At 69.5% G+C, this 23,262-nt stretch carries 21 protein-coding genes; 5 read left to right on the top strand and 16 right to left on the bottom strand.

The window, feature by feature from the left end; translation table 11 throughout:
• Position 1 precedes the first annotated feature (1 nt).
• From ACWESM_RS31025 to ACWESM_RS31000, 6 genes are all read right to left on the bottom strand, one after another.
• Positions 2 to 1,246: an FAD-dependent oxidoreductase gene (locus tag ACWESM_RS31025; protein WP_364431457.1), complete on the bottom strand. Its 1,245-nt coding sequence runs from the start codon at positions 1,244 to 1,246 to the stop codon at positions 2 to 4.
• Positions 1,243 to 2,169, bottom strand: coding sequence for an MBL fold metallo-hydrolase (locus tag ACWESM_RS31020; protein WP_397276796.1), 927 nt, complete (start codon positions 2,167 to 2,169; stop codon positions 1,243 to 1,245). Before ACWESM_RS31020 ends, ACWESM_RS31025 begins: the two co-directional genes overlap by 4 nt.
• A complete protein-coding gene (locus tag ACWESM_RS31015; protein WP_364431463.1) occupies positions 2,166 to 3,104 on the bottom strand; it encodes an aromatase/cyclase in 939 nt (312 codons plus the stop codon). Before ACWESM_RS31015 ends, ACWESM_RS31020 begins: the two co-directional genes overlap by 4 nt.
• A gap of 70 nt (positions 3,105 to 3,174) precedes the next feature.
• Positions 3,175 to 3,429 (bottom strand): acyl carrier protein, encoded by a 255-nt coding sequence (locus ACWESM_RS31010; RefSeq protein WP_355077911.1) that lies wholly within the window; start codon positions 3,427 to 3,429, stop codon positions 3,175 to 3,177.
• Entirely contained in the window at positions 3,426 to 4,664 is a 1,239-nt protein-coding gene (locus ACWESM_RS31005; RefSeq protein WP_397276799.1) for a ketosynthase chain-length factor, read from the bottom strand. The genes ACWESM_RS31010 and ACWESM_RS31005 overlap by 4 nt, the downstream gene beginning before the upstream one ends.
• The gene (locus ACWESM_RS31000) at positions 4,661 to 5,929 is read right to left on the bottom strand and encodes a beta-ketoacyl-[acyl-carrier-protein] synthase family protein (protein WP_364431470.1); all 1,269 of its coding nucleotides are present in this window, start codon (positions 5,927 to 5,929) and stop codon (positions 4,661 to 4,663) included. Before ACWESM_RS31000 ends, ACWESM_RS31005 begins: the two co-directional genes overlap by 4 nt.
• A 198-nt stretch (positions 5,930 to 6,127) precedes the next feature.
• On the opposite strand from ACWESM_RS31000, the gene accA reads away from it, so the two are divergent.
• Positions 6,128 to 7,816 carry an acetyl-CoA carboxylase carboxyl transferase subunit alpha gene (gene accA, locus ACWESM_RS30995; RefSeq protein WP_364431779.1) on the top strand — a complete coding sequence of 563 codons (1,689 nt, stop codon included), beginning with the start codon at positions 6,128 to 6,130 and terminating at the stop codon, positions 7,814 to 7,816.
• A gap of 10 nt (positions 7,817 to 7,826) precedes the next feature.
• Positions 7,827 to 9,176, top strand: a complete 1,350-nt coding sequence (locus ACWESM_RS30990; protein WP_397276801.1) for an acetyl/propionyl/methylcrotonyl-CoA carboxylase subunit alpha — start codon at positions 7,827 to 7,829, stop codon at positions 9,174 to 9,176.
• 50 nt (positions 9,177 to 9,226) lie between these two features.
• Here the strand turns inward: ACWESM_RS30990 and ACWESM_RS30985 are convergent, their stop codons facing one another.
• The 3 genes from ACWESM_RS30985 to ACWESM_RS30975 form a co-directional block, all read right to left on the bottom strand.
• On the bottom strand, positions 9,227 to 10,069 hold the full coding sequence (locus ACWESM_RS30985) for an AfsR/SARP family transcriptional regulator (protein ID WP_452494831.1): 843 nt from the start codon (positions 10,067 to 10,069) through the stop codon (positions 9,227 to 9,229).
• Between the two features lie 223 nt (positions 10,070 to 10,292).
• Positions 10,293 to 10,952: a class I SAM-dependent methyltransferase gene (locus ACWESM_RS30980; protein ID WP_364431477.1), complete on the bottom strand. Its 660-nt coding sequence runs from the start codon at positions 10,950 to 10,952 to the stop codon at positions 10,293 to 10,295.
• A gap of 102 nt (positions 10,953 to 11,054) precedes the next feature.
• Positions 11,055 to 11,258, bottom strand: coding sequence for a hypothetical protein (locus tag ACWESM_RS30975; protein ID WP_355077905.1), 204 nt, complete (start codon positions 11,256 to 11,258; stop codon positions 11,055 to 11,057).
• Positions 11,259 to 11,717: 459 nt separating this feature from the next.
• On the opposite strand from ACWESM_RS30975, the gene ACWESM_RS30970 reads away from it, so the two are divergent.
• Complete coding sequence (locus ACWESM_RS30970) at positions 11,718 to 12,548, top strand: mycofactocin-coupled SDR family oxidoreductase (protein WP_355077904.1); 831 nt, start codon at positions 11,718 to 11,720, stop codon at positions 12,546 to 12,548.
• A 261-nt stretch (positions 12,549 to 12,809) separates the two neighbouring features.
• Here ACWESM_RS30970 and ACWESM_RS30965 read toward each other — a convergent pair whose 3' ends face one another.
• The gene (locus tag ACWESM_RS30965) at positions 12,810 to 13,841 is read right to left on the bottom strand and encodes a DoxX family membrane protein (RefSeq protein WP_452494794.1); all 1,032 of its coding nucleotides are present in this window, start codon (positions 13,839 to 13,841) and stop codon (positions 12,810 to 12,812) included.
• 193 nt (positions 13,842 to 14,034) lie between these two features.
• Here ACWESM_RS30965 and ACWESM_RS30960 point away from each other — a divergent pair, with 193 nt between their 5' ends.
• Positions 14,035 to 14,319, top strand: a complete 285-nt coding sequence (locus ACWESM_RS30960; RefSeq protein ID WP_355077902.1) for a hypothetical protein — start codon at positions 14,035 to 14,037, stop codon at positions 14,317 to 14,319.
• Between the two features lie 7 nt (positions 14,320 to 14,326).
• Here ACWESM_RS30960 and ACWESM_RS30955 read toward each other — a convergent pair whose 3' ends face one another.
• The 6 genes from ACWESM_RS30955 to ACWESM_RS30930 form a co-directional block, all read right to left on the bottom strand.
• Positions 14,327 to 15,181: an alpha/beta fold hydrolase gene (locus ACWESM_RS30955; protein WP_452494792.1), complete on the bottom strand. Its 855-nt coding sequence runs from the start codon at positions 15,179 to 15,181 to the stop codon at positions 14,327 to 14,329.
• An 85-nt stretch (positions 15,182 to 15,266) separates the two neighbouring features.
• The gene (locus tag ACWESM_RS30950) at positions 15,267 to 17,018 is read right to left on the bottom strand and encodes an N-acyl-D-amino-acid deacylase family protein (RefSeq protein WP_452494790.1); all 1,752 of its coding nucleotides are present in this window, start codon (positions 17,016 to 17,018) and stop codon (positions 15,267 to 15,269) included.
• 4 nt (positions 17,019 to 17,022) lie between these two features.
• On the bottom strand, positions 17,023 to 18,672 hold the full coding sequence (locus ACWESM_RS30945; protein ID WP_397276809.1) for a class I adenylate-forming enzyme family protein: 1,650 nt from the start codon (positions 18,670 to 18,672) through the stop codon (positions 17,023 to 17,025).
• 38 nt (positions 18,673 to 18,710) lie between these two features.
• The gene (locus ACWESM_RS30940; RefSeq protein ID WP_364431782.1) at positions 18,711 to 19,757 is read right to left on the bottom strand and encodes an NAD(P)-dependent alcohol dehydrogenase; all 1,047 of its coding nucleotides are present in this window, start codon (positions 19,755 to 19,757) and stop codon (positions 18,711 to 18,713) included.
• Positions 19,757 to 20,914, bottom strand: a complete 1,158-nt coding sequence (locus ACWESM_RS30935) for a serine hydrolase domain-containing protein (RefSeq protein ID WP_397276811.1) — start codon at positions 20,912 to 20,914, stop codon at positions 19,757 to 19,759. The genes ACWESM_RS30940 and ACWESM_RS30935 overlap by 1 nt, the downstream gene beginning before the upstream one ends.
• A 7-nt stretch (positions 20,915 to 20,921) precedes the next feature.
• On the bottom strand, positions 20,922 to 22,289 hold the full coding sequence (locus ACWESM_RS30930) for a flavin-containing monooxygenase (protein WP_364431499.1): 1,368 nt from the start codon (positions 22,287 to 22,289) through the stop codon (positions 20,922 to 20,924).
• Between the two features lie 212 nt (positions 22,290 to 22,501).
• Between ACWESM_RS30930 and ACWESM_RS30925 the strand changes: the two genes are divergently transcribed.
• The gene (locus tag ACWESM_RS30925; protein WP_355077896.1) at positions 22,502 to 23,122 is read left to right on the top strand and encodes a TetR/AcrR family transcriptional regulator; all 621 of its coding nucleotides are present in this window, start codon (positions 22,502 to 22,504) and stop codon (positions 23,120 to 23,122) included.
• Positions 23,123 to 23,262 lie beyond the last annotated feature (140 nt).

Below are 23,262 nucleotides of genomic sequence, written 5' to 3'. Positions count from 1 at the left end.
ATCAGTTCTCCCTGAGTTTCGTTAGGGTCGTGACGGTTTCGGTCGCGGTCGGCACCGGCTCCGGGCGGATGCCGAGGCCGATCACCCTGGCCACCAGCCGGGGCAGGCGCGGGAAACGGCGCAGCAGCCGCACCAGGAGCGGCTTGTCGGTCCCGGGCCGTCCCGCACTGGGGTAGAGGTCCGACAGCAAGTGCAATTGCGCGAATTGCACCACGCGCATCGGGAATTCGCGGCGGCGCTGAACGGTGCGCAGCTGCGTCGTGGACGCGGTCGCGCCCGCGGCGAGGATCGGCGCCAGCAGGCGAGCGGTCGCGATGGCATCCTGCACCGCGAGATTGATGCCCACCCCGCCCGCCGGGGACATCGCGTGCGCCGCGTCCCCGATCGCCAGCAGCCCGGGACGGTACCAGCGGCGCAGCCGGTCCACCCGGACGTCGAGGGGTTTCACGTCGTCCCAGTCCAGGATCTCTGCCTCCAGACACGGCGCGAGCACGGGATAGATGCCGGACAGATCCGCACGGAACCGCGCCAGCCCCGCCGCCCGGATCGTCGCGAAGCCGCCCTTCGGAATCATGTACGCGACCTGGAGATAGTCACCGCGATCGATACAGACGATGAAGAATCCCTTCCCGCTGCGCACGGTGGGCAGGCGCTCGCCCTCCGGCTTGCCGACGCGGAACCAGAGCACGTCCATGGGCGCCGCGCTGGCGGCGACCTCGAGCAGCCCCGATCGGCGCACGATCGAGTGCCGCCCGTCGGCCGCGATCACCAGGTCGGCGCTGACCTCCAGCGGACCGTCAGCGGTCTCGGCGCGTACGCCCGCCACCGCACCGCCGCGCTGGATCAGCTCGGTGACCTCCGCTTCCTGCACCAACCGGAAGCCGGGGTAGCGCCCGCCCGCCTCGGCGAGGAAATTCAGCACATCCCACTGCGGCATGAACGCCACGAACGGGAAGGGCCCGGGCAGGGAGCTGAAGTCGGCGAACACCACCGGACCGGTGGCGGTCGCCATCGGCAGCCGGGGCAGCTCGACGTGCGGCAGCGCGAGGAACTCCTCGGCCAAGCCGAGTTCGTTCATCGCGAGCAGTGTCGAGGTGTGCACGGTGTCGCCCCGGAAATCCCGCAGGAAGTCCGGATGCTTCTCCAGCACCAGCACTTCCACGCCAGAACGCGCCAGCAGCAGGCCGGTCATCAATCCGGCGGGGCCGCCGCCGATCACGCAGACCCGCACGGATTCGGTGCTCACGCCAGGCATGTGGGCACCTGCCCGCCGTTGTAGAGCACCATCTCGTCGAAGATCGCCGGCACGTCCAGTGGCTCGCCGAGTTCGCCGCCGGACAGTTCCGCGTCGGCGCGATACAGGTTGCCGACCAACCGCTCCTGGTCGACCAGGTCGGCGAACTCACCGTGGTCGGCCTCCAGCGCGATCGCCAGCGGCGTCAGCCCGAGTGCGCGTCCCTCCGCGGCCAGGTCCTGCACCCAGCGCAGATAACGCAGCGTCTGGTCGAAGATCTCAGGTCCGGTGACGGGGCCGTGTCCGGCGACGACCGTCTCGGCGCCCAGCGCGGCCAGCCGCCGGATCGCGTTGACGGAACCCCTGACCGACCCCATCAGGCAGAACGGCGCAGCGCCCGCCATCACCAGGTCTCCGGCGAACAGCACGCGCTCCTCGGGCAGCCACGCCACCACGTCGTTGGTGGTGTGCGCGGCGGTGCCGAAGTGAATGAGCTCCACCCGGCGCTCGCCTTGGTGCAAGGTCAGGTGATAGCTGAACGTGATGCTCGGCAACGTGACCCGCACATCGCCCCATTCGACATCCGGCCACAGCTTCGTCAGCGCCAGGCCGGTCTCGATCATCTCCGGCCGGATCCGGTCGTGGCCGACGACGACGGCGGCCGGGCCGAACAGGTGATTGCCGAAGTTGTGGTCGCCGTGGTGATGGGTGTTCACGATGACGCGGGCCGGGCCGGTATCCAGCCCGTCGACGAACTCGACGAGTGCCCGGGTGCGCCCTTCCGTCGCCAGCGTGTCGATCACCACCGCGCCGTCCGGCCCGGTCAGCACGCCGGCGTTGCTGACGCACCAGCCGCCGCGGCTGTGCGTGTAGGCGTGGACGCCGTCGGCGATCTCCTGTACGCGCGGCGTCGCGGTCGTCTCGGTGGCGGTCATGTCGGTGACTTCGTCGTCGCGGCAGAGCGTTCCGCGCAACGCAGCGTGTTGCGACTGTTGGCGGACAGCGCTTCGGTGAGGTACGCGCGGGCGTCGGCGAGATCGGTGTTCGCGCCGAGGATCTCGCGCGCGGCCTCGGGATTGATCGCGACCGTGTGCCGCGCGGTCACCACCGCGCCGTCCGGACCCTCGGCGAATTCCCACGCACCGCTGTGGCCGAACAGGATCGCGGGCGGCACCAACTGTTTGTAATCGATTCGTTCGCCGGGAACACACACCCGGATCGACTTCGTGGTGTGCGGGATACCGCCCGCCGTCACCGTGTCCATCTCCATCAGCTGTACGCCATCGGCATCCTCGGTGAGCTCGATGCGGCCGACGTGCGGAACCTGCTCGGGCCAGCGTTCGCTGTGGTAAACGAAGTCATACGCCTCGGAGGACGAGCATTCCAGCGTCACGGTGTCCTCGAAGGTGTGGATCACCTCGTCCACCGGGTGGCCGAGCTCGGCGACGCGGGCCAGCGCCGCGAGCTCGACCACGCTGTTGCGATCGACCGACGCGGCGACCTGCGCGGCATCGGCCCCGTCCACCACCGCGAAGTGGTGGTCCAAGGTGACCTTCGTCGCGCCGGGACCGATCTCGCGGAACGACCAGCCGCCGCCCATCGACGCGAACGGCGCCTGGCTGCGTTCCTGCTCGAACACGATGCGGCGCTGCTCGGCGTCCAGCACCCGCCGCGACGTCCAGTTCTTCACCGCGCCGCCGACGGTCGCCCACAGCCGGAAGCGCTCCTCGTCCGGCCCCTGGTGCAGGTGGCGCACCAGCACGCTCGGCTCGAAGATCACCGGCCATCTGGTCACGTCGGCGACCAGACCGTAGACGACGTCCGGGGCGGCCTGCACCACCCTGCTGTGGGACATCACTTCGCCGCTCATGCTCTGTCCTCTCCGGCACGGGCGGGGCCCTGCGTGGTTACGCTGCGCTGCCTCCTCCGGGCCTGACCGCTCATGCCGCACCGCGCAGTTGGGCGTTCACGATGTCGACCAGCTCTTGCGGCGTCTTGACCTCGACGAGTTCTTCCTCCGGGATCGTCACGCCGAAATCGCGCTGAATCCGCGCCGCGGTCTCGATGAGCGCGAGCGAGTCGTAGCCCAGCTCCTCGAATTCCACGGCGGCGATGTCGCCGCCGAGTTCGGCGAGGTCCTCGCCGCCCGCGCAGTCCACCAGAATGCGGCGTAGTTCGGTGATGGTCATGGTCATGATTCGCTCCTCGGCAGATCTCGATCGGACACGGCGCGCACGACGACCGCGGAGTTGAAACCCCAGCGCCCGCGTGCCAGGACGAGCGCGCCGCCGACGGTGGCGGAGCGCGGGGCGCCGAGAACCAGATCGATCCGGTAATCCTCGGCGGGCGTGGAGGTGCGGGCGGTGGGCGGGATCACCGAGTCACGCATGGCCAGCAGCGCGGTGACGACGTCGAGCGGACCAGCACCGGAGAACAGGCGTCCGGTCAGCGGTTTCGACGCGGTGACCGGAACGCCGCCCGGCCCGAACAGCGCCTCGATGGCGGCGGCCTCGTCGCGGTCGCGATCGGGTATGCCGGAGGCGTCGGCGAACACCACGTCGATGTCACCGGGCGTCATCCCGGCGTCGGCCAGCGCGAGTTCGGCGGCGCGGCGCAGGCCCGACGGACGACCGGAACCGGGCGGCGGGTCGAAGGTCGAGGCGTAGCCGGCGATCTCACCGTGCACTTTGGGCACCCCACGGGCACGCGCGGCGGTGGCGTCCTCCACGACCAGCATCGCGCCGCCTTCACCGGGCACGTAGCCGGCGGCGCGGGCGTCGAACGGCAGATAGGCGCGGTCGGGGTCGGTCGCGGCGCTCACCCCGCCGCTGGACAGATGCGAGGCCCACCCCCACGGGTCCAGCGCCGAGTCGACGCCGCCGGTGACCACCAGCGGCGTCCCGCGCCGCACGGTGCGCCGCGCGTGGCCGATCGCGTCCAGTCCGCCCGCCTGCTCGGCGACCAAGGCGCTGCTCGGTCCGCGCATGCCGTGCCGGATGGAGATCTGGCCGGTGTTGACCGCGTAGAACCACGCGAAGGACTCGTACACGCTGACGTGCTCGGAGCCGAGCGACCACAGCTTGTTGAATTCGCGATGGGTGAACTCGAAACCGCCGGAGGCGTTTCCGGTCACCACGCCCATGTCGTAGTCGGTCATCGTCGCCGTGTCGACCTTCGCGTCGTCCAGCGCCCACTGCGCGGCGACCAGCGCCATCCGGGTCGAGACGTCCGTCTGCGGCAGCAGCCTGCTCGGCAGGTGCTCACCGGCGTCGAAATCGGCCACCTGTCCGGCCAGTCGCGCCGACGAACCGCTGGTGTCGAACCGGGTGAGCGGCGCGATCCCGCCGCGCCCGGCCAGCACGGCGTCCCAGAAACGCTCCACGCCCATGCCGTTCGGCGCGAGCACTCCCATTCCGGTCACGAGGATCATGCCGCCACCGCCTCCGCCTTGCGCAGCACCATCGCGCTCTGGAAGCCGCCGAACCCGCTGCCCACCGTGAGCACGGTGTCCATCCGATGGTCGCGGGCGACCAGCGGCACGTAGTCCAGATCGCATTCGGGATCGGGTTCGTGCAGGTTCGCCGTCGGCGGCACCACCTGGTATTCCAGCGCCAGCAGCGAGGCGGCGATCTCGACCGAGCCGATCGCGCCGAGCGAATGCCCGACCATCGACTTGATCGAGCTCATCGGCGTGGCGTAGGCGTGCGCGCCGAGACTGCGCTTCACCGCCGCGGTCTCGTGCCGGTCGTTCTGCCTGGTGCCGGAGCCGTGCGCGTTGATGTAGTGCACACCGGTCGGGTCGATCCTGGATTCGTCGAGCGCGACCCGGATCGCCTCGGCCATCTCGCGGCCGTCGGCCTTGAGGCCCGTCATGTGGTAGGCGTTGCACCTGGTCGCGTACCCGGATATCTCGGCGTAGATGTGCGCGCCACGCTTGCGCGCGCTCTCGTACGCCTCCAGCACGAACATCGCGGCGCCTTCGGCGAGTACGAACCCGTTGCGCGAGTTGTCGAACGGCCGTGAGGCCACCTCCGCCTCGTCGTTGCGCGGGGTGGTCGCCTTGATCGCGTCGAAGCAGGCCACCACGATCGGTGTGATGGGGGTGTCCGACGCGCCCGCAACCATGACGTCGGCGGAGCCCTCGCGGATCAGCTGCACCGCGTGGCCCACCGAGTCCAGTCCCGAGGTGCATCCGTTGGAGACCATCGCCACCGGTCCCTCGGCGCCCACGCTCCAAGCCACTTCGGCGGGCATCACGCTGGGGATCATGTAGTCGAACATGTGCGGAGAGAGATACGTCTCGTCGACCAGCCAGTTCTTCCCGGAGTCCGACAGCACCAGGTATTCGCGCTCCAGGCTGGTGGCCGCGGCGACCGCACTGCCGAGGCTCACGCCGAGCCGGTGCGGATCGACCGTCGCGAGGTCGAGCCCGCTGTCGGCCACCGCCTCCCGCGCGCAGACCACGGCGAACTGCACAGCCCGGTCCATGCGCCGAATCTCCCTGGGGGACAGCCCTTCCAGCGCCGGGTCGAAGTCCGCTTCGCCGGCCACCTGGGACCGGTACGGCGAGGCGTCGAAGAACGAGATCCGGCGCGTCGCCGTGCGGCCCTCGGACAGCAGCTTCCAGAACTCGTCCTTGCCCGACCCGCCGGGCGCGCGGACGCCGAGCCCGGTGACGACAACGCGGCGGCTCATCGCACACCACCGGATGCATTGGTGTTCATGGCGTTCTCCCTTCGATGGTGCGATCGAGCATCGGGGACGGTCCTCGAACCTCGCTCGAGCGAGCGAGTCGAGTTGTTCTCGAGCGGTGGGGCGCAGGCTGTCGCTGTGATCGCCCGGCCGGCGCCGCCCGGATCGATCACCTGTTCCCGAGCACAGGAGACACGCGTGATGAAGTCAGCACACGGCCAGCACGGCGCCGCGGACTGGGTGCTCTGCCCGGCATGCCTGATCCCGCTGTACGGCAAGCGGTTCGCCCGCGACCTCGGCGTCTGTGGCGAATGCGGCAGGCACACGCCGATCACCGCGCGGCAGCGCATCGAGCAGCTCGCCGACGAGGGACGCTTCGAGCCGCTGCCGGTCGCCGCCACCGACGAAGACCCGCTGACCTTCACCGACACCAAGCCCTACCCGGACCGGCTGGCCGCCGCGCGCTCCCGCACCGGCATGCACGACGCGGTGCTGTGCGCGCTGGCCGCGATCGAGGGCAGGCCGGTGGTGATCGCCGCCATGGACTTCCGCTTCCTGGGCGGCAGCCTCGGCACCGCGGTCGGCGAAATGATCACCGCTGCCGCCGAAACCGCTCTGGCCCAACGTGTTCCGCTGGTCATTGTCACCGCCTCCGGAGGCGCCCGGATGCAGGAGGGCCCGCTGTCGCTGATGCAGATGGCCAAGACCAGCGCGGCGCTGGAGCAACTGGACCGGGCGGGCATCCTCACCGTCACCTTGATCACCGACCCCACCTACGGCGGCGTCGCGGCTTCCTTCGCCACCCTCTCCGACGTGCTGATCGCCGAACCGGGCGCCCGGCTCGGGTTCGCCGGACGGCGAGTGATCGAGCAGACCATCCGGCAGGAATTGCCGCCGAAGTTCCAGACCGCCGAATTCCTGCTGGAACGCGGGCTCATCGACATGATCGTGCCGCGCGCGGGCCTGCGCCAGGCGCTCGGCGCACTGCTGCGGGCCGCGGGGCCGGTCGATTCCGCCGAGACCTTCGTACCCGCCGACGCGGGCGTGATCACCGATCCGGCCCGCGTTCCCGCGACCGATCCCTGGACACAAGTGCGCCGGGCGCGGTCTCCGCAGCGGCCGACCGCGCTGGACTACTTCGCACTCGCCTTCGACGAGTTCCGCGAGCTGCGCGGCGACCGGATCTCCGGCGATTGCGCCGCGGTGGTCGGCGGAACGGCGTGGCTCGGCGGGCGGCCGGTCATGGTGATCGGCCACCAGAAAGGACACGACCCCAAGGAGCTGATGGAACGCAACTTCGGCATGCCGACTCCGGCAGGCTATCGCAAAGCGGCTCGTCTGATGCGCCTGGCCGAAAAGCTCGGGCTGCCCGTGGTCACCTTGATCGACACGCCCGGCGCGTATCCGGGCGCGACCGCCGAGGAGCAGGGGCAGGCGATCGTCATCGCGGAGAACATCCGGTTGATGTCCGCGCTGCGGGTGCCGGTGATCAGCGTGGTGATCGGCGAAGGCGGCAGCGGCGGGGCCCTGGCGCTCGGCGTCGCCAACCGGGTGCTGATGTTCGCGAACGGCACGTACTCGGTGATCAGCCCGGAAGGCTGCGCGGCGATCGTGTGGAACGATCCCGCCGCCGCACCGGAGGCCGCGGCCGCGCTGTCGCTGACCGCGCGAGACCTGCTGCGTCTCGGTGTCGTCGACGCGGTGCTGCCCGAGCCGGGCGACGACGTGGGCGCGGCCCCCGTGGCCGCTGCCGAACAGCTGCACCGGGCCCTGACCGCGACCCTCGGCGAACTGTCCGGTCGCAGCGGTGCGGAGCTGGCCGACGAGCGCCGCGCCCGGTTCCGGCGCTTCGGCGCGCGGCGGCAGGTCCTGGTCCGGTCGGTCGCGTAGGAGTGGCGCCATGTTCGAGAAGATCCTGATCGCCAACCGTGGTGAGATCGCGCTGCGCGTCGCGCGCACCTGCCGCGAACTCGGCGTGCGCACCGTCGCGGTGCACTCGGTCGCCGACGCCGAGTCGGCGGTGGTGCGTTTCGCCGACGAGGCGGTGCAGATCGGCCCGTCCGCGGCCAAGCGCAGTTATCTGAACGCCGCGGCGATCCTGGCCGCCGCCGAGCTCACCGGCGCGGACGCGATCCATCCCGGATACGGATTCCTCTCCGAGTCACCGGATTTCGCCGACGCGTGCCGGGCGGCGGGCGTCACGTTGATCGGGCCGCCCGCCGACGTGATGGCCCAGCTCGGCGACAAGCAGTCGGCGCGCACGCTGATGGCGAAGGCGGGACTGCCGCTGCTGCCGGGCAGCCTCGATCCGCTCGAACTCGACGAGGCGCACGCGCTCGCGGATTCGATCGGCTACCCGGTGATCGTCAAGGCGGCCGCGGGCGGCGGCGGGCGCGGCATGCAGGTGGTGCACGAGAGTGCGGCGTTCCCGCGCGCCTATCAGGAGACCAGGGCGACGGCGCGGATGCTGTTCGGCGACAGCCGGGTGTACCTGGAGAAGTACCTCGCCGCCGCCAGACACGTCGAGATCCAGGTGCTGTGCGATGCCTACGGCAATGGCGTGCACCTGGGTGAACGCGACTGTTCGGTGCAGCGCAGGCACCAGAAATTGATCGAGGAATCGCCTGCCCCGCTGCTGCCGGACGGTCTGGCCGAGCGAATGGGCGCATCCGCCGTGCACGGTGTGCTCGAGGCAGGGTATACCGGCGCGGGAACCGTGGAATTCCTGGTCGATCGGGACGGCAATTACTATTTCATGGAAGTGAACTGCCGAATTCAGGTCGAACATCCGGTCACCGAAATGGTGACAGGTATAGATCTCATCGCCGAGCAGATTCGAGTCGCGGCGGGGCAACCGCTCGGCATCGATCAGGAAGATATCGTCCTGCGCGGCGCGGCGATCGAATGCCGGATCAATGCCGAAGACCCTGCCGCGGAATTCGCGCCCGCTCCGGGAATCCTGGCGGAATTCACCCCGCCCGGCGGCCCCTTCGTCCGTGTCGACACCCATGCGCACGCCGGTTATTCGATACCTCCGCACTATGATTCGCTGCTGGCCAAACTGGTGGTGTGGGCGCCGGACCGGGACCGGGCGCTGGCCCGGATGCGGCGGGCGCTGGCGGAATTCCGGATTTCCGGCGCCCGCGTCGCGACCACCCGGGATTTCCTGTACGAGGTGCTCGACCATCCAGCCATGCGCGCCGCCACGCACACCACCGGGCTGGTGGACGAGCTCCTCGGGCGGGGATGAGCGCGCCGGAGGTTCGCCCGGCCGGCGGCGATCGCGGCCGGGCGTCGGCGTCAGGCGGTCTCGGCGGCGGCGCGGCGCTCGGGGGAGTACCACCCGATCAGGTAACCGGCGTGGCGGCTGTTGAGCATCGCGCTCACCGAGTCGTCGGAGGCGGTCAGGATGTCCCGGTGCAACTTCTGCAGCTTCTGGCAGGGGTCGAGCCCCAGTTCGTCCTGCATGGACCGGCTGAACCGCTGGTAGGAGGCCAGGGCGCGAGCGCGCTGGCCCGACCGGCACAGGGCGAACATGTAGTACGCCTGGAGCCGCTCGTGCAGCGGATGCTGCATGGTCAGCCGCGCCAGGTCGGGACAGACCTCACGATGCCTGCCCAGTCGCAATTCCGCCTCCACGCGCAACTCGATGTTGGTCAGCCGCAGGTGATCCAGATGCGAGATCTCGGCGGCGAGCGGGATGCCACCCTCCACGTCCACCAGCGCGGGACCGCTCCACAGCGCTTCCGCGGCGCTGAACAGGTCCACCGCGCGCTCGTCGTCGCCGGTCTTGGCGGCGCATCGGGCGGCGTCGGACATGGACTGGTAGTCACGCAGGTCGAACACACAGTCCCGCACGTCGAAGGAATAGCCTTTGCTGCGCGTGCGCAAATAGCGTTCGGCCACCTCCGCCTGTCCGACTCCGAGTTGCTCCGCCATCTTCTTGCGAATGCCGAGCACGTATGTTTGCACGACCGTCACCGCGCTGCGCGGCGGATCGTCGTTCCACAGTTCTTCGATCAGGGCCGTCACCGGGACAACGGTGTCGTGCCGAACCAAAAGTAATGCCAGCAACTGTCGCTGCTTCTGCGCGGTCGGCGTCGCATTGTGATTGTTCAGGGCAAGCGTCAACGGACCTAGCACGCGTGCGCATACGGGATACTTCACTGGGAACTCTCCTACGGGCGAATTTCCCCCCGACCGACGTGAGATTCTCGATTCCCACCGCACTGTAGGCTTCGTCCACAGTAGCGAGAAATCCGTCTCGGCACCATGAATCCTGAGTAATATCCGAGTTAATTCCGTGCGCGGGCTCCGCGAATTCTCCTCGGCTGCAAGGAGATTGGCCCGTTATTTGCTCTCGCCGTCAGTTGCGGCGAATTCGTAGGATGTTGTCTTTTCGCGTGCCCGGCCTGCCCTCGGGGCTCGCGTGTTCGCGCTCGACCTCCTCGTCCACTTCCACGTGCCATTCGGCCGGATCCAGCGCGAGACCGGCCCGTACTTCGGCAGTGGTCGGGAAATGCACGTCGGCGGGTGGTTCCAGTACCCAGGAGGGCCATTGCGCGTGACCGACGATCAGCAACAGCCCGCCGGGAGCCACCGCATCGGCCGCCCGGCTCAGGATGCGCGTCCGTTCGCCGTCCTTCGCCGCCGGTGAGTGCAGATACTGCGCCGTGACGAGGTCGAAACTTCCCGCGGGGAAGGTGTGGTCCAGATCGTGCCGCTGCCAATCTATTTCGCCGTCGATTCCCTGGCGGGCCGCGTTCGTCCTGGCGCGGGCCAGCGCGGTCTCCGACACGTCGACCGCCGTGACCCGCCAGCCGCGCTCGGCCAGCCAGATCGCGTCGGCGCCCTCGGCGCAACCCAGGTCCAGTGCGGTGCCAGGGGGGACGGCTTCGAGCTCACGCACCAGCAAGAAGTTCGGCCGTCCGGACCAGATCTGGTCGCGCTCCTGGTAGAAGGCCTCCCAGTACTCGACAGTGGTCGGCGTCGTCCGGTCGGCGTGGTGATGGGGTGTCGCACTCATGCGTCCCACCATCCATCGGGCCGACTGGAACGGCAAATATCGTTGCCGGTTCGGCAACCCGCCCCGCCGGCTGTCCGCCCGGAGTCCCCGGCCGCCCGTGGGTCAGTAGTCCTCGAGCGGGTCGCGCAGGATCATGCCCTCGGCCGCGCGCAGGCGCGTGGTCATGGTCGTCAGCAGGTCGACGGAGTCCTCGGACAGGCCGATGGCCGTGTGCAGCAGCCTGCGCAGCCGCGGGCTGGCGAGCCGGTCGGCGAGGGTGTTGTCGTGCTCGGTCGGTTCGGCGTCGAGCTGTCGGTCGAGATTCACGGGAAGGTACTCACAATCGGTCATCGGGCCCCCAGGAAACCATGTCAATGCGACGCTCGTGCCTGGAACGACGCGGTGGGCACGGGCGAGATCGTTCCGGGGCGCAGCGTACATCGCGGACGGTCGGTCGCTGGACCGGGTCGAAATGGGTGCATGTGGCCTCCGTGCCGCAGTCGGGTCGGCGCGTCCGTGCCATGGCCGTGCCCGCTCCGGCGCCGAGATCGTGCCCATTGTTCCACTCTCCCTGGACAATTCGGCGCAGCGACCCCGTCTACGCAGGTTGCGGACGTGCTGCGGCACGCAGAAGCGCACGTCGTGCCAGGCAGCGGGTGCGGCCCGTTCCCAACTCTGGGAAATATCGCTCGGCGACGCGGCCCCCGGAAAACCGGGAGATCAGCTCGTTCGCCCATGACACGATGGGGGCGGCCGAAGCAGGTACCGACCGACGAAGGGCCAGCCATGGGCAACCTCGACGACCGGGTGGCGGTGATCACCGGCGGCGCCCGCGGGCAGGGGCGCGCGCACGCCTTGGCGCTGGCGAACGCGGGCGCGGACATCGTGGTGTGCGATATCGCCGCACCGGTGCCCGGCCTGCCCTACGAGCTGAGCACCCCCGGCGACCTGGCCGAGACCGCCGCGCTGGTCGAGCGGACCGGCCGCCGCTGTGTCGCCGTCCGAGCCGACGTGCGCAGCCTGGAACAGATGCGGACGGTCGCCGAGCGCGCGCTCGAGGAGTTCGATCGCATCGACATCCTCGTCGCCAATGCGGGCATCGCGTCCAACTCGCCCGTCGCCGAGATGGACGAGCGGTTGTGGCGGGACATGATCGACACCAACCTGACGGGCGTGTTCCACAGCTTCCGCGCGGTCGTCCCGCACATGATCGAGCGCCGCTGGGGTCGCGTGGTGGCCACCTCCTCCATCGTGGCGAAGATGGGCGTGCGCAACGCGGCGCACTACGCCGCGAGCAAATGGGGCGTGCTCGGCTTGGTGAAGTCACTGTCGTTGGAAGTGGCGGAGTACGGCATCACGGTGAACGCGCTGCTGCCCTCCGGCGTGGACACCGACATGATCCAGAATCCGGCGACCTGGCGGCTCATGATGCCGGACAAGGAGAATCCCACCAGGGAGGACTGGATGGCGATCATCGAATCCGGGCCGCCCAACGGTGATCTGATCCAGCCTGCCGAGGTGGCCGAGGCGATGCTGCTGCTGGTCTCCGAGCACGGCCGCCACTTCAACGGCGAAGCCGTCACCATCTCCTGCGGCGGGAGCGCGAGCACCTCATAGCGCATGTCCCGTCACAACGGGCGCGTAACGGCGAGTCGCTCGAAGGCGTGCGCGGCGAAACGGATGCCCACCCGCGAAAGTAGCGGGTGTCGCGCGACACCCGCTACCGAACGCTCATGAGGCCGAGCAGGGCCCAGCCGACCAGCTTGTGCGCGACGTGTCCGTGCCGGCATGACCGGCGGCCATGGACTCGGGTGCCGCACCTCGTGCGGCTCGCCGGACACGTCTTTCCTTTCCGGGCCGAGAGCCCGTGGCGACGCGTCAGTGGCGACGTGACTCGATCGCGTCGCGGGCCGCGTGCGCGGTCTGGGCTCCACGCTCGCGCGCCAGGTGTGCCGCGTGCACACCGCGTTCCTTGGCGGCGTCGGCGAGCTCAGGCCCGCGCTCTTTCGCGATCTCCGCCCATTCGGCGCCGCGCTGTTTCGCCAGATCCGCGAGGTGAACGCTCTGCTCCTTGGCGACCTCCGCCCATTCGGCGCCGCGCTCCTTGGCGGTCTCGGCCCATTCCGCGCCGCGCTCTTTCGCGATTTCCGCCCAGTCCGCGCCGCGTTCTTTGGCGATCTCCGCCCAGTCGGCACCGTGTTCTTTGGCGATCTCGGCCCACTCCTGCCCGTGCGTCTTGGCGGTCTCGGCCCAGTCGCTGCTGTGCTCTTTGGCCGACTCCGCCCAACCGGGCCGGTGCCGCTGGGCCGATTCGGCGAGTTCCGCCCCCTTGCTCGCGGCCACCGCGCCCACTGCCCGCGCCTTGTCCGCGGCCTCGTGCGCGTGCTTGCGCAGTGCCGCGCCGGTGGCGGTGTCCGAGGCCGCGCCGAACGGCAACGCCGCGGTCACCGCGGCGGCGGCATCGCGCGCGGCCCTGCGTCCGCGCCAGCCCAGCGAAGGCTTGCCCTCGGTGTCGGCGGCGGTGATCATCAGTCCGCCGAGCAGCCCGAGATCCTTCAGGAACGCGGTGCGCTTCGCCGACTTGCGGGCGGGATCCTGTTCGTTCCAGAAGTCCTGCTCGGTGACGGCCGCGGGCACGACGGTCGCGGCGAGCACCAAAGCGGCCAGTCGCGGCGCCTTGCCGAGGGCCAGCAGGACGCCGCCGCCCACCTGGGCGAAGGCGTTGACCTGCACGACGGTCGACGGATTCGATGGCAATTTCGCGGCGACCTCTGCGGGCAGCTGCCGTTGCCCCCGTTCCAGCAGTGCGTTCGCGGACTTCACCCGCTCGTCCGGGTGCCGCAGCGTATCGACCCCGTCGACCACGAACACGGTGGCCAGTAGCGGCCGGGCGAGTCGGCGCAACAACATGACAGAACCCCTTCCCTTAGATGGCGTCACAATTCGGATTCCCGCGCGATTCGTGACCAAACAAGCGGGTCCGCCGCCGTGTGAAAGCGGACTCATCCGGGTAACAGCTAATCGAGAGAGATCGATCCAGGGGGTAGAAGGCGCCGCCGCACCGCTCGTTCTCCCGCCCCTGCTCCGCCGGAAGGTATCCGCTGTGAACACCCATACGGCCACAACGGCTTTCGATGCCGTCGTCGCCGAGTTGCCCGCCGCGCCGAAGTGCACGTTCCGCTTCGATTCCGTGCCCTGCCGTCATCGCGCGGAATGGTTCATCCGTAAACGGTCCTGCTGCCATCCGGCGGGTGTGGATTTCCTCTGCGAGACCTGCCATACCCGCATCCACTGGATGCTGGACATGGGCATGGTGTTCGAATGCGCCGGATGCGGAGTGCACTCGGCCAGTTTCGCCGAACTGTGCCCGACCGTTGCTCCGCTCTGAGTGCGGCTCAGCGGCCGCCGGACTGCTCGCGCGCCGGGACGTCGGTCGCGGCCAGGAAGCCGGTGATGATCGAAGCGACCCGCTGCGGAGCCTCCACCATCGGAAGATGACCGCAGTCCGGTAGTTCCACCGCCGTGTGCGGGCGCAGCTTGCCGTTCAGCCGTCCGCCCGCCTTCGCCGACAGGATGCGGTTACGTCGCCCCCAGATCGTGCAGATCGGCGGGAAACCGGCGGGCGGCTCGAAGGTGTCCAACGCGCGGTAGGACGGAAAATCCTGCACCAAGCCGTGCAGAGCTCGCAGCCTGCCCCGATCGGTCCAGTACGCCCGCACGCGCGGCTCGTGCTGAGTGCGCGAGCGCCGACCGCGGGGGCCGAGCTGATTGCCGACGATCAGCGAGACCACCGGGTTCGGCAGGCTGATCCGGCGGGCCAGCGGCGCCAGCGGCAGCCGCGCGTCCAGCCAGGCCAGGCCCGCCGACTGTCCCGAACTCACGGTGTCCAAGGTGAGCGGATTGATCAGGACGAGCGCGCGCACCCGGTCGGGATGACCCATGGCGTAGCGCAGCGAGGTGGCGCTGCCGAGACAGTTGCCGATCAGCACCACGTCGGTGACGCGTTGGGCGTCGAGGAACGCCGTGAGCATGTCGACGTAATCGGTGAGGCGGTAGCCGGTCGCGGGCTGGTCGGACTGCCCGTAGCCGGGCAGGTCGAGCGCGAAGACCTCATGCGAGTCCCGCAGTGCCGCGACTTGGTCGTCCCAGATGCGGCGTTGCGTGCCCGCGTTGTGCAGGAACACGACCGGAGACCCGCTGCCCGTGCGGTCGAAGACCACGGACCTGCCCCGATGTTCGAATACGTCCACGCTGACTCCCTACGAACCACCGGCGAGCGAACCGCCGGGTAGCAGCGATTTTACGTGGACGAACCGGACCGAGCGGGCGGTTGGACTATCCGGTGGCGGTCGCCGCGCGCAGGAAACGGCCGGTCCGCCGGGCGCCGAGCTCCGCGGCGGGCGCGCCGCCGCCGAACACCGGCACGCCGCCGACCAAGACCGCGGTGACCGCCTCGTCGTTGCGGTTCACCATGCGCGACAGGTTGTCGAAGGGGGCGATGGGGGATTCGTGGTAGGCGTCCAGCGAATCGTCCAGGCGAGCCGGATCGAGCACGACGACGTCCGCTCGGTCGCCCACCCGCAGATGTCCGGCGTCCAGGCCGTACCAGTCCGCGAGTTCGCCGGTGAGCCGGTGCACCGCCTGTTCCATCGACAGGAACGGACGGCCCGCGTTCGCGGCGTCGCGCACCCGGCGCAGGAAGCGGAGCCCGAAGTTGTAGAACGCCATGTTGCGCAGATGCGCTCCCGCGTCGGAGAAGCCCAATTGCACGCCGGGGTCGGCGGCGAGCCGATCGAGCACTTCCGGTCGGTGGTTGGAGATCGTCGTACGCCAGCGGACCTTCCCGCCGTGTTCCACCACGAGGTCGAGGAACGCGTCCACCGGGTGCGTGCCGCCGCGCTCCGCGCCCACCTCGCCGAAGGTCTTGCCGATCACGCTCGCGTCCGGGCATTCCACGATCCGCGCATCGAAGAAATCACGGTGCCACACCCGTGGGCCGAATTTCTTGTCGTAGTCCTTGCGGAAGCGGCGCCGGTACTGCTGGTCGCGCAACAGTTCCCGGCGCTTGTCCACTTGGTCGGCGAGGTGCAGCGCTTCGGCGCCGGAACCGAACTCCTCGAACACCACCAGGTCGATGCCGTCGGCGTAGACCTCGAACGGCACCGGAAGGTGTTGCCAGCGGAAATCGCCGCCCAGCGCGTTGAGCACTCGCGCGATCAGCGGGAAAAGGTACGCGATGCCGGGAATGGCCTTGAGGTCGGCGGCAGAGAGCAGGCTGACCTTCAGCGGCTTGCGGAACAGGCCGAGGCTACCGGCCGCCATCGTCACCAGGCTCTGCGGGCGGGACACGTCGGGTCCGCCCTGTAGTGCCCGCCCGCGCCGGCGCAAGATGGCGTTGAGCCTGCGCCGTTCCCGGGTGGTCGCGTAGGTGGACGGCAGGGTGCGCGATCGGCACACCGCACCGTCGAGTTTGTCGAACAGCAGCTGCTGGGAGGACATGCCGACGAACCCGGCGTCCAGCGCCTCGGTCAGCTTCGCCGCCATCCCCGCCAGTTCGGCGGCATCGGGCCGGACGTCCTTGCGGGTCGCGCGCTCCAGACCCATTTCCGCGGCGCGGATGTCCGAATGCCCGATGAACGCGGCGACATTCGGGCCCAGCGGCAGTTGTTCCAGGGCGGCCGCGTATTCGTGCGCCGAGCGCCAGGTCTTGTGCTCGCCGACCGCGGCGAGGACGTGCTTGCGCGGAATCGCCTCGACCCGTGCGAACAGGTCGCCCGCGTCGGAGGCGTCGACGTGGACGGTCGACAGCGAGCACGAGCCCAGCAGGACCGTGGTGATGCCGTGGCGCAGCGATTCGGTCAGCGCGGGATGCTGGAGCACCTCCACGTCGTAGTGGGTGTGGATGTCGAGCATGCCCGGGATCACCCATTTCCCGGTGGCGTCCACGATGTTCGGACAGTCGGGGTCCTCGATCGGGTCGGCCGAGACGGTCGTGACGCGCCCGTCGCGGATGCCGAGGTGCCGGATCGCCGAGGGCGCGCCGGTGCCGTCGAACCACTGGCCGTTCGCGATGATGGTGTCGTACATGGCTTCACACCTCGAGATCGGCGCGTATGACCTTGCCGGTCGCGTTGCGCGGTAGTGCGGTGGTGGTGAGCCGCCAGCGGGCGGGCACCTTGTAGTAGGCGAGCCGCTCGGCGGCGAACGCGCGCAGCTCCTCTTCGCTGGTCGCCGTGACGCTTTCGACCACGACCACGGCGGCGACCTGCTGTCCGAGGTCGGCGTCGGGTACCCCGAGCACCGCGCACTCGCGCACCGCGGGATGCTCCTCGAGGCACTGCTCGATCTCCGTGGGATAGACGTTCTCCCCGCCGCGCAGGATGAGATCCGAACGACGCCCGGACAAGCGCAGCCTGCCGTCCTCCAGCACCCCGATATCGCCCGTGCGCAACCAGCGGTCGGCGGTGATCGCCGCGGCGGTCGCTGCCTCGTTCTGCCAGTAGCCCAGCATCACGTAAGGGCTGCGCACGCAGATCTCGCCTTCGGTGCCGTCGGGGACCACGTTGCCCGCGCTGTCGCGGATCTCCAGCGCGACCCCGACGACCGGACGACCGACGGTGTCCGGGAACGCCGCCAGTTCGGCCGGGCTCGCCAGCGTCGCGGCGGTGCTGCATTCGGTGAGCCCGTAGCTGGTCACCAGCGCGTTGCGGGCGACGGGCAGCTGATCGCGCAGCTTCTCCTGCAACGCGGCCGAGGACGGCGCGGAGTTCAGCGAGAAGGAAGCGAGCGAGGACAGGTCGTAGTCGGACAGGTCGAGTTCGAGCATCCTGGTCGCCATGGTCGGCATGGCGCCCCAGTTGGTGACCCGCTGCGCCTCGATCAGCCGCAGCACCCGGTCGGCGTCGAACGAGCCCTGGTGGATCACCGCCGCGTCACCGGTGACCAGCCGGGGAACCACCAGGTTGTGCAGGCTGGCGATGTGGAACAGCGGCGAGGTGAGCAGGAAGCGCCGCCCGCTCGGCAGTTCGTCCGCCCCGGTGAGCGCGGCGGCCAGCGCGTCGTTGAAGAGGTGGTAGTCGGTGACCGCCACCAGGTTTCGGTGCGAGTGCACCGCCCCTTTGGGTCGGCCGCTGGTGCCGCTGGTGTACAGGATCACCGCGGGATCGTCTTCGTCGATCTCGGTGTCGGGCAGGTCGTCGGTGCGGTATTCGGCCAGCAGCGAGGGTATGTCGTGTTCCATGGTGAGCACCGGGACCGGGATATCCAGTTCCGCCACCAGCGCCGCGCGCTTCGCGTCGACCACGAGCACGGAGGGGCTGGTGTGCTCGACGCCGTAGGCGATCTCGCGCGGCGCCCACCACGCGTTGTAACCCACCGCGATCGCGCCGAGCGCTTGGGCCGCCCAGAAGGTGAGCACCCACTCGGGCGTGTTCGCGGCGAGAATGCCCACGCGGTCGCCCTTGCCGACGCCGAAGCGGTCGCGCAGGGCCGTGGCCAGTGCCGCGACCGCGGCGGCGTGCTCGGTGAACGACATCCTGCGGTCCGCGGTGACCAGATAGTCCCGGTCGCCGTGCGCGGCCCCGGCGACGAGCACTTCCCGCAGCGAGGACTTGCGATGGCGCACCACCGGCAGCGGCGCGCCGAGCACGTCCTCGACCACCATCTCGAATCGGCCGCCGGGTCCGGTGAGCCTGCTCGCGGCCTGTGCCACGAACGTCTGCGGGTCGATGGCTTTTGTCATATCGGATACTTCCTCGTCACTGCGCAAGGGTTGATTCGTCACGGCTCTGGGATCAGCACGGCGCGGCCGGTGATCAGCCCGCGCTCCAGCCGGTCGAGGGCGGCGCGGCCGTCGGCCAGCGGATAGCGCTCCACTTCGGCGCGCAGCTTGCCCGCCGCGGCCAACGCCACGGAGTCGATCAAGTCGGATCTGGTGCCGCCGTAGGATTTCCGGACCGTGGCGCCCCACGGCCAGCCCGTGCCGGTGGCGGGCGCCGCCGTGATCTCCGGCGCGCCACCGCCGAGGCCGACCATGCGGTAGGCCCCGTCGGGCGCCACCGATTCCACCGCGAGCCGCGCGGTGGCGTCGACGCCGACGAAGTCGAACACCGCGTCCGCGCCGCGACCTGCGGTCCGGTCGAGGATCTCCTTCGCCGTGTCGTCGCCCGCGAGAAGTCCTTCGGCCGCACCGCACCGCGCGGCGAGTTCGAGCTTGTCGGCGCTCACGTCCACGGCCAGCACCTTGGCCGCCGTGGTCGCGGCGAGGATCTGCACCGCGAGGTGGCCGAGCCCGCCGATCCCGACAACCACCGCCACCGACCCCGGCCCCAGCCGATCACGAGCGCCGCGGATGGCGTGGTAGCTCGACAGCGCGGCGTCGGCCAGCGGCGCGGCCTCGGCGAAGTCGAGGTCGCCGATCGGCACGAACGAACTCGCGGGCACCCGGATGTAGTCGGCCATCCCGCCGTCCGGCCCGAGTCCGGGGCACGGCGGCATGGCGGTGCGACCCGCGGCGAGGCAGACGTTCTCGTTGCCGCCGACGCACTCCCGGCAGACCCCGCACGACCAGCACAGATACACGATGCCGCGCTCGCCCGCCCGGCGGCCGCCGACCCCGGCGCCGACGGCTTCGATGGTGCCCGCGATCTCGTGGCCGAGGGTCAACGGTTCCTCGCGCATCCGGAAGGGGATGTGCAGCACGTGCAGATCCGAATGGCAGATGCCCGCCGCGCCCACCCGCAGCAGCAGATCGGTGGGACCGATCTCCGGAATCGGTACCTCGCGCAGTTCCAGCACACCGGGCTCGGTGAGCTGCAGTGCCCGCATCATCCGCGCACCGCCGCGAACGTCGCGCGCAGATAGGCATCGCCGCGGTCGGAGCCGATCAGCCCCGGCGCCATCCGGTTCATGGCGTAGGCGAAGGTGGTGCGGTGCTCGAGGTCGTTGACCACCATCGCGCCTCCGTACCCGGCCCACCAGCACACCCGGCCGTCGGGAACCTCCGGGGCGGTCTGCCGCTGCGGCAGACCGTAGCCGATGCCGAATCGCAGCGGCACCGCAAGCGCGAGATCCACGCCGTCGGACTGCTGCTGGAAGATCAGCTCGATCGTCCGCTCCGACAGCAGCCGCCGTCCGGCCAGTTCGCCGCCGCAGGACACCAGCGATTGCACCCGCGCCACCGAACGGGCGTTGCCGTGGCCGTTCACCGCGCCGATCTCGGCTTGCCGCCACCCGGCGCTCGCCGTCTCGGCGATGTCGAGCAGCGGGCTGGTGAGCGTCTTGACCAGCACGCTTTCCTGGTCGAGCGCGGCCATGTCGAATTCCGGCATGGCGGGCGGGATCAAGGTCGCGATCCGCCCGTGGTGCTCGGGCGCGGTGCCGATGTGGAAGTCCGCGCCCAGCGGCCCGGCGAGCTCATCGGCGAAGAACTCGCCCAGCGAGCGACCGGTGACGCGGCGGATCACCGCGCCGATCAGGTGGCCGTAGGCCAGCGCGTGGTAGCCGGAGGCGGTGCCGGGCTCCCACCACGGCGGCTGGCTCGCGAGCCGGGCGGCGGAGGCTTCCGCGTCGTAGATATCGGCGAGCTCGATCGGCGGCTGCCACCCGGAGACGCCGGAGGTGTGCGCGAGCAGATGACGAATCTCGATGTCGCCCTTGCCGTTCGCCGCGAATTCCGGCCAGTACCTGGCCACCTTCGCGTGCACGTCCAGTTCGCCGCGCTCGACCAGCAGCAGGGCGCACAGGGCGGTCATGGTCTTGGTGATGGAGAAGACGTTGACCAAGGTGTCCTCGGTCCACGGCCGCGTGCGTTCCCGGTCGCGGTAGCCGCCCCAGAGGTCGACGACCGTTTCGCCGTCGACGGTGACGCAGATCGATGCGCCCAGCTCGTCGCCGGAGGCGAGCCGGGTCTCCAGTTCCGTGCGGACCCGTGCGAATCGTTCGGCGCAGAATCCCGAGGTGGCGGTGCCCGTGGTAGTGGTCATCGCCGCCTCACACGTGTTCGGGCGTGCGGCCGGGAACCGGCAGCGCGTTACCCGCGGCGGTGGCGCGTTTCGCGCCGCGCGCCAGCTCCCGCCGCATGTCCCGTACGTACGGTTCGAATTCGATCTGGATGGTGTGCCGGGGCGAGTCGTAGTAGCGCCCCGACCTGGCCGACTCCGCGGACCGCATGGCCGCCCGCATCTCCTCCGCGGGCGGCAGGTGGTAGCGGCCGGTCAGATAGGCGGCGACCAGCTTGCTCTGCTGCTCGGCGAAGTTCACCAGCGTGGGCAGCGGCTGGGCCAGCCCGAGGAAGAACAGGTTGTCGATGCCGGGCTTCACCATCTGCTTGAACAGCGGGAAGCGATTGTCGCTGTCGGGCAGCAGTTCCGGATCGGAGAAGAACGGGAAGGAGATGCGGTAACCGGTGGCGCAGACGATCACGTCCACCTCCTCGGCGCTGCCGTCGGCGAAGCGCACCCGCGAACCTTCCAGCGCGGTGATCGCGGGCTTGAACGTGACGTCGCCGCAGCCCGCGCGGTGCAGGAACTCCTCGCTCGCCGATGGATGCGCCTCGAAGGGCAGGTGGTCGGGCTTGGGCAGGCCGTAGTCCTCCATGTTGCCGCGGAATTTGCGGACGAAACGCTGCTTGAGTTTCAGGCCCAGCTTCGGCGGCATCCACCGTGGCATCGAGCGCTTGTCGCCGACCTTGCCGTTGACGTACTTCGGCAGTACCCAGACTCCGCGCCGGGCGGAGACGTAGAGCTTCGTCGCGATGAACCGCTGCGACAGCTCGGAGGCGATGTCCAGGCCCGAGTTGCCCATGCCGACCACCACGACGCGCTTGCCGCGCATGTCGACCGGGTCGAACGGGTCGTTGTAGGCGTGGCTGTGCAGCAGCGTGCCGTCGAATTCGCCCGGGTAGTCCGGAAGGCGGGGATCCCAGTGGTGCCCGTTGCAGACGATGAGCGCGTCGTAGTCCTTGGTGCTCCCGTCGCTCGTGCTGATCAGCCAGCGGCCGTCCGTCCCGCGCTCGGCCGCGGTCACCCTGGTGTCGAACACGATCCGGTCGCGGATGCCGAAATGGTCGACGTAGTCGCGGAAGTACTGGAACAGCTGCGAATGGTGGGGAAAGTCCGGCCACTCGTCGGGCGCCGGATAGTCCTCGAAGGCCAGGCGGAACTTGGACGTGTCGATGTGCAGGCTCTGGTAGCACGCCGACATGCCGTTGGGGTTCTTGAAGTACCAGTTGCCCCCGACTTCGTCGGACGCTTCGTAGCAGTCGAACGGTATGCCGTAATCGTTCAGGCGTTTGGCGGCGGTGATCCCGGAGGGACCCGCCCCGATCACGCAGACGCGGGGGAGTGCGGTTGACGTCATTCACTGTCCTCGTGCTGGAGGCCGTCGTCGGTGACGGCCGAACCGTCCGGTGCGGCTCACGCGCCGGAGTGACGTAGGCAACAAATTAGCACTCGGTAGACATGGTGTCTAGTGAGTGACGCGCTGTCCATCACTCCCTTTGCCGCGTAGACTCGGGCGGCGTCAACCGCACGTCAGTCCCTCTTTTCACGGATACGAGGTACCTGTTCACCATGCGTACGAACGCGAGCGCGAACCTGCGGGACGAGCAGAAGCAGCAGACCAGGGTCCGGCTGATGGAGGGCGCCAAGGAGCTGTTCGCCACCCGCGGCTACGCGGCGGTGCGGGTGGACGACATCGTCGCCGCCGTCGGTTGCAGCCGCGCCACGTTCTACCTGCACTTCGCGGGGAAACAAGAGATCCTGCGCGCGATCGCCCAGCAGGGCACCCTGTCTACCGTGCTGCACTCCTATCAGGACCTCGACCGGGTGCTGGAGACCGGTTCGCGCGCCGAGTTCGCCCGTTGGATGACCCGCGCCATCGAGTGGTTCCACCAATACAAAGACCTGCTGCCCGCCTGGGACGAGGCGACCGCGCTGGAACCGGAGTTTCGCGAGATCGCCCGCGACGGCATCCTCGCATTGCCCAACGCGATGACCGCCTACCTGGCGGCGTGGCCCGCCGACCGGCGCGACGAGGCGCGGTTGCGCGTGGAATTGCTCGTCGCGCAACTGGAGCGGTTCTTCACCCGATGGGCGATGCAGGGCACCATCGACGTCTCGGTGGAGCAAGCCGTCGAAGTGCTCACCGACATCTGGTTTCCGGCGCTGCGCGCGCCGACGGACGCGAGTTGAGCGGGCTTGTTCGGCACAGTCGACCTTCCTGGGCGGGCCAGTCGGTGACGTCGGGTCGGCTGAGGTGCGAGAAGGCCTCCAGCACTGGTTTTCTCGCATAGGACGCCGAAGCGTTGTGGTCTGTGGGGGCTGTCCGCAGA

The sequence above is a fragment of the Nocardia sp. NPDC003999 genome, assembly GCF_053604885.1.
Note: the sequence above shows the minus strand (reverse complement) of the source record. Positions and strands in the feature narration are given on the sequence as shown.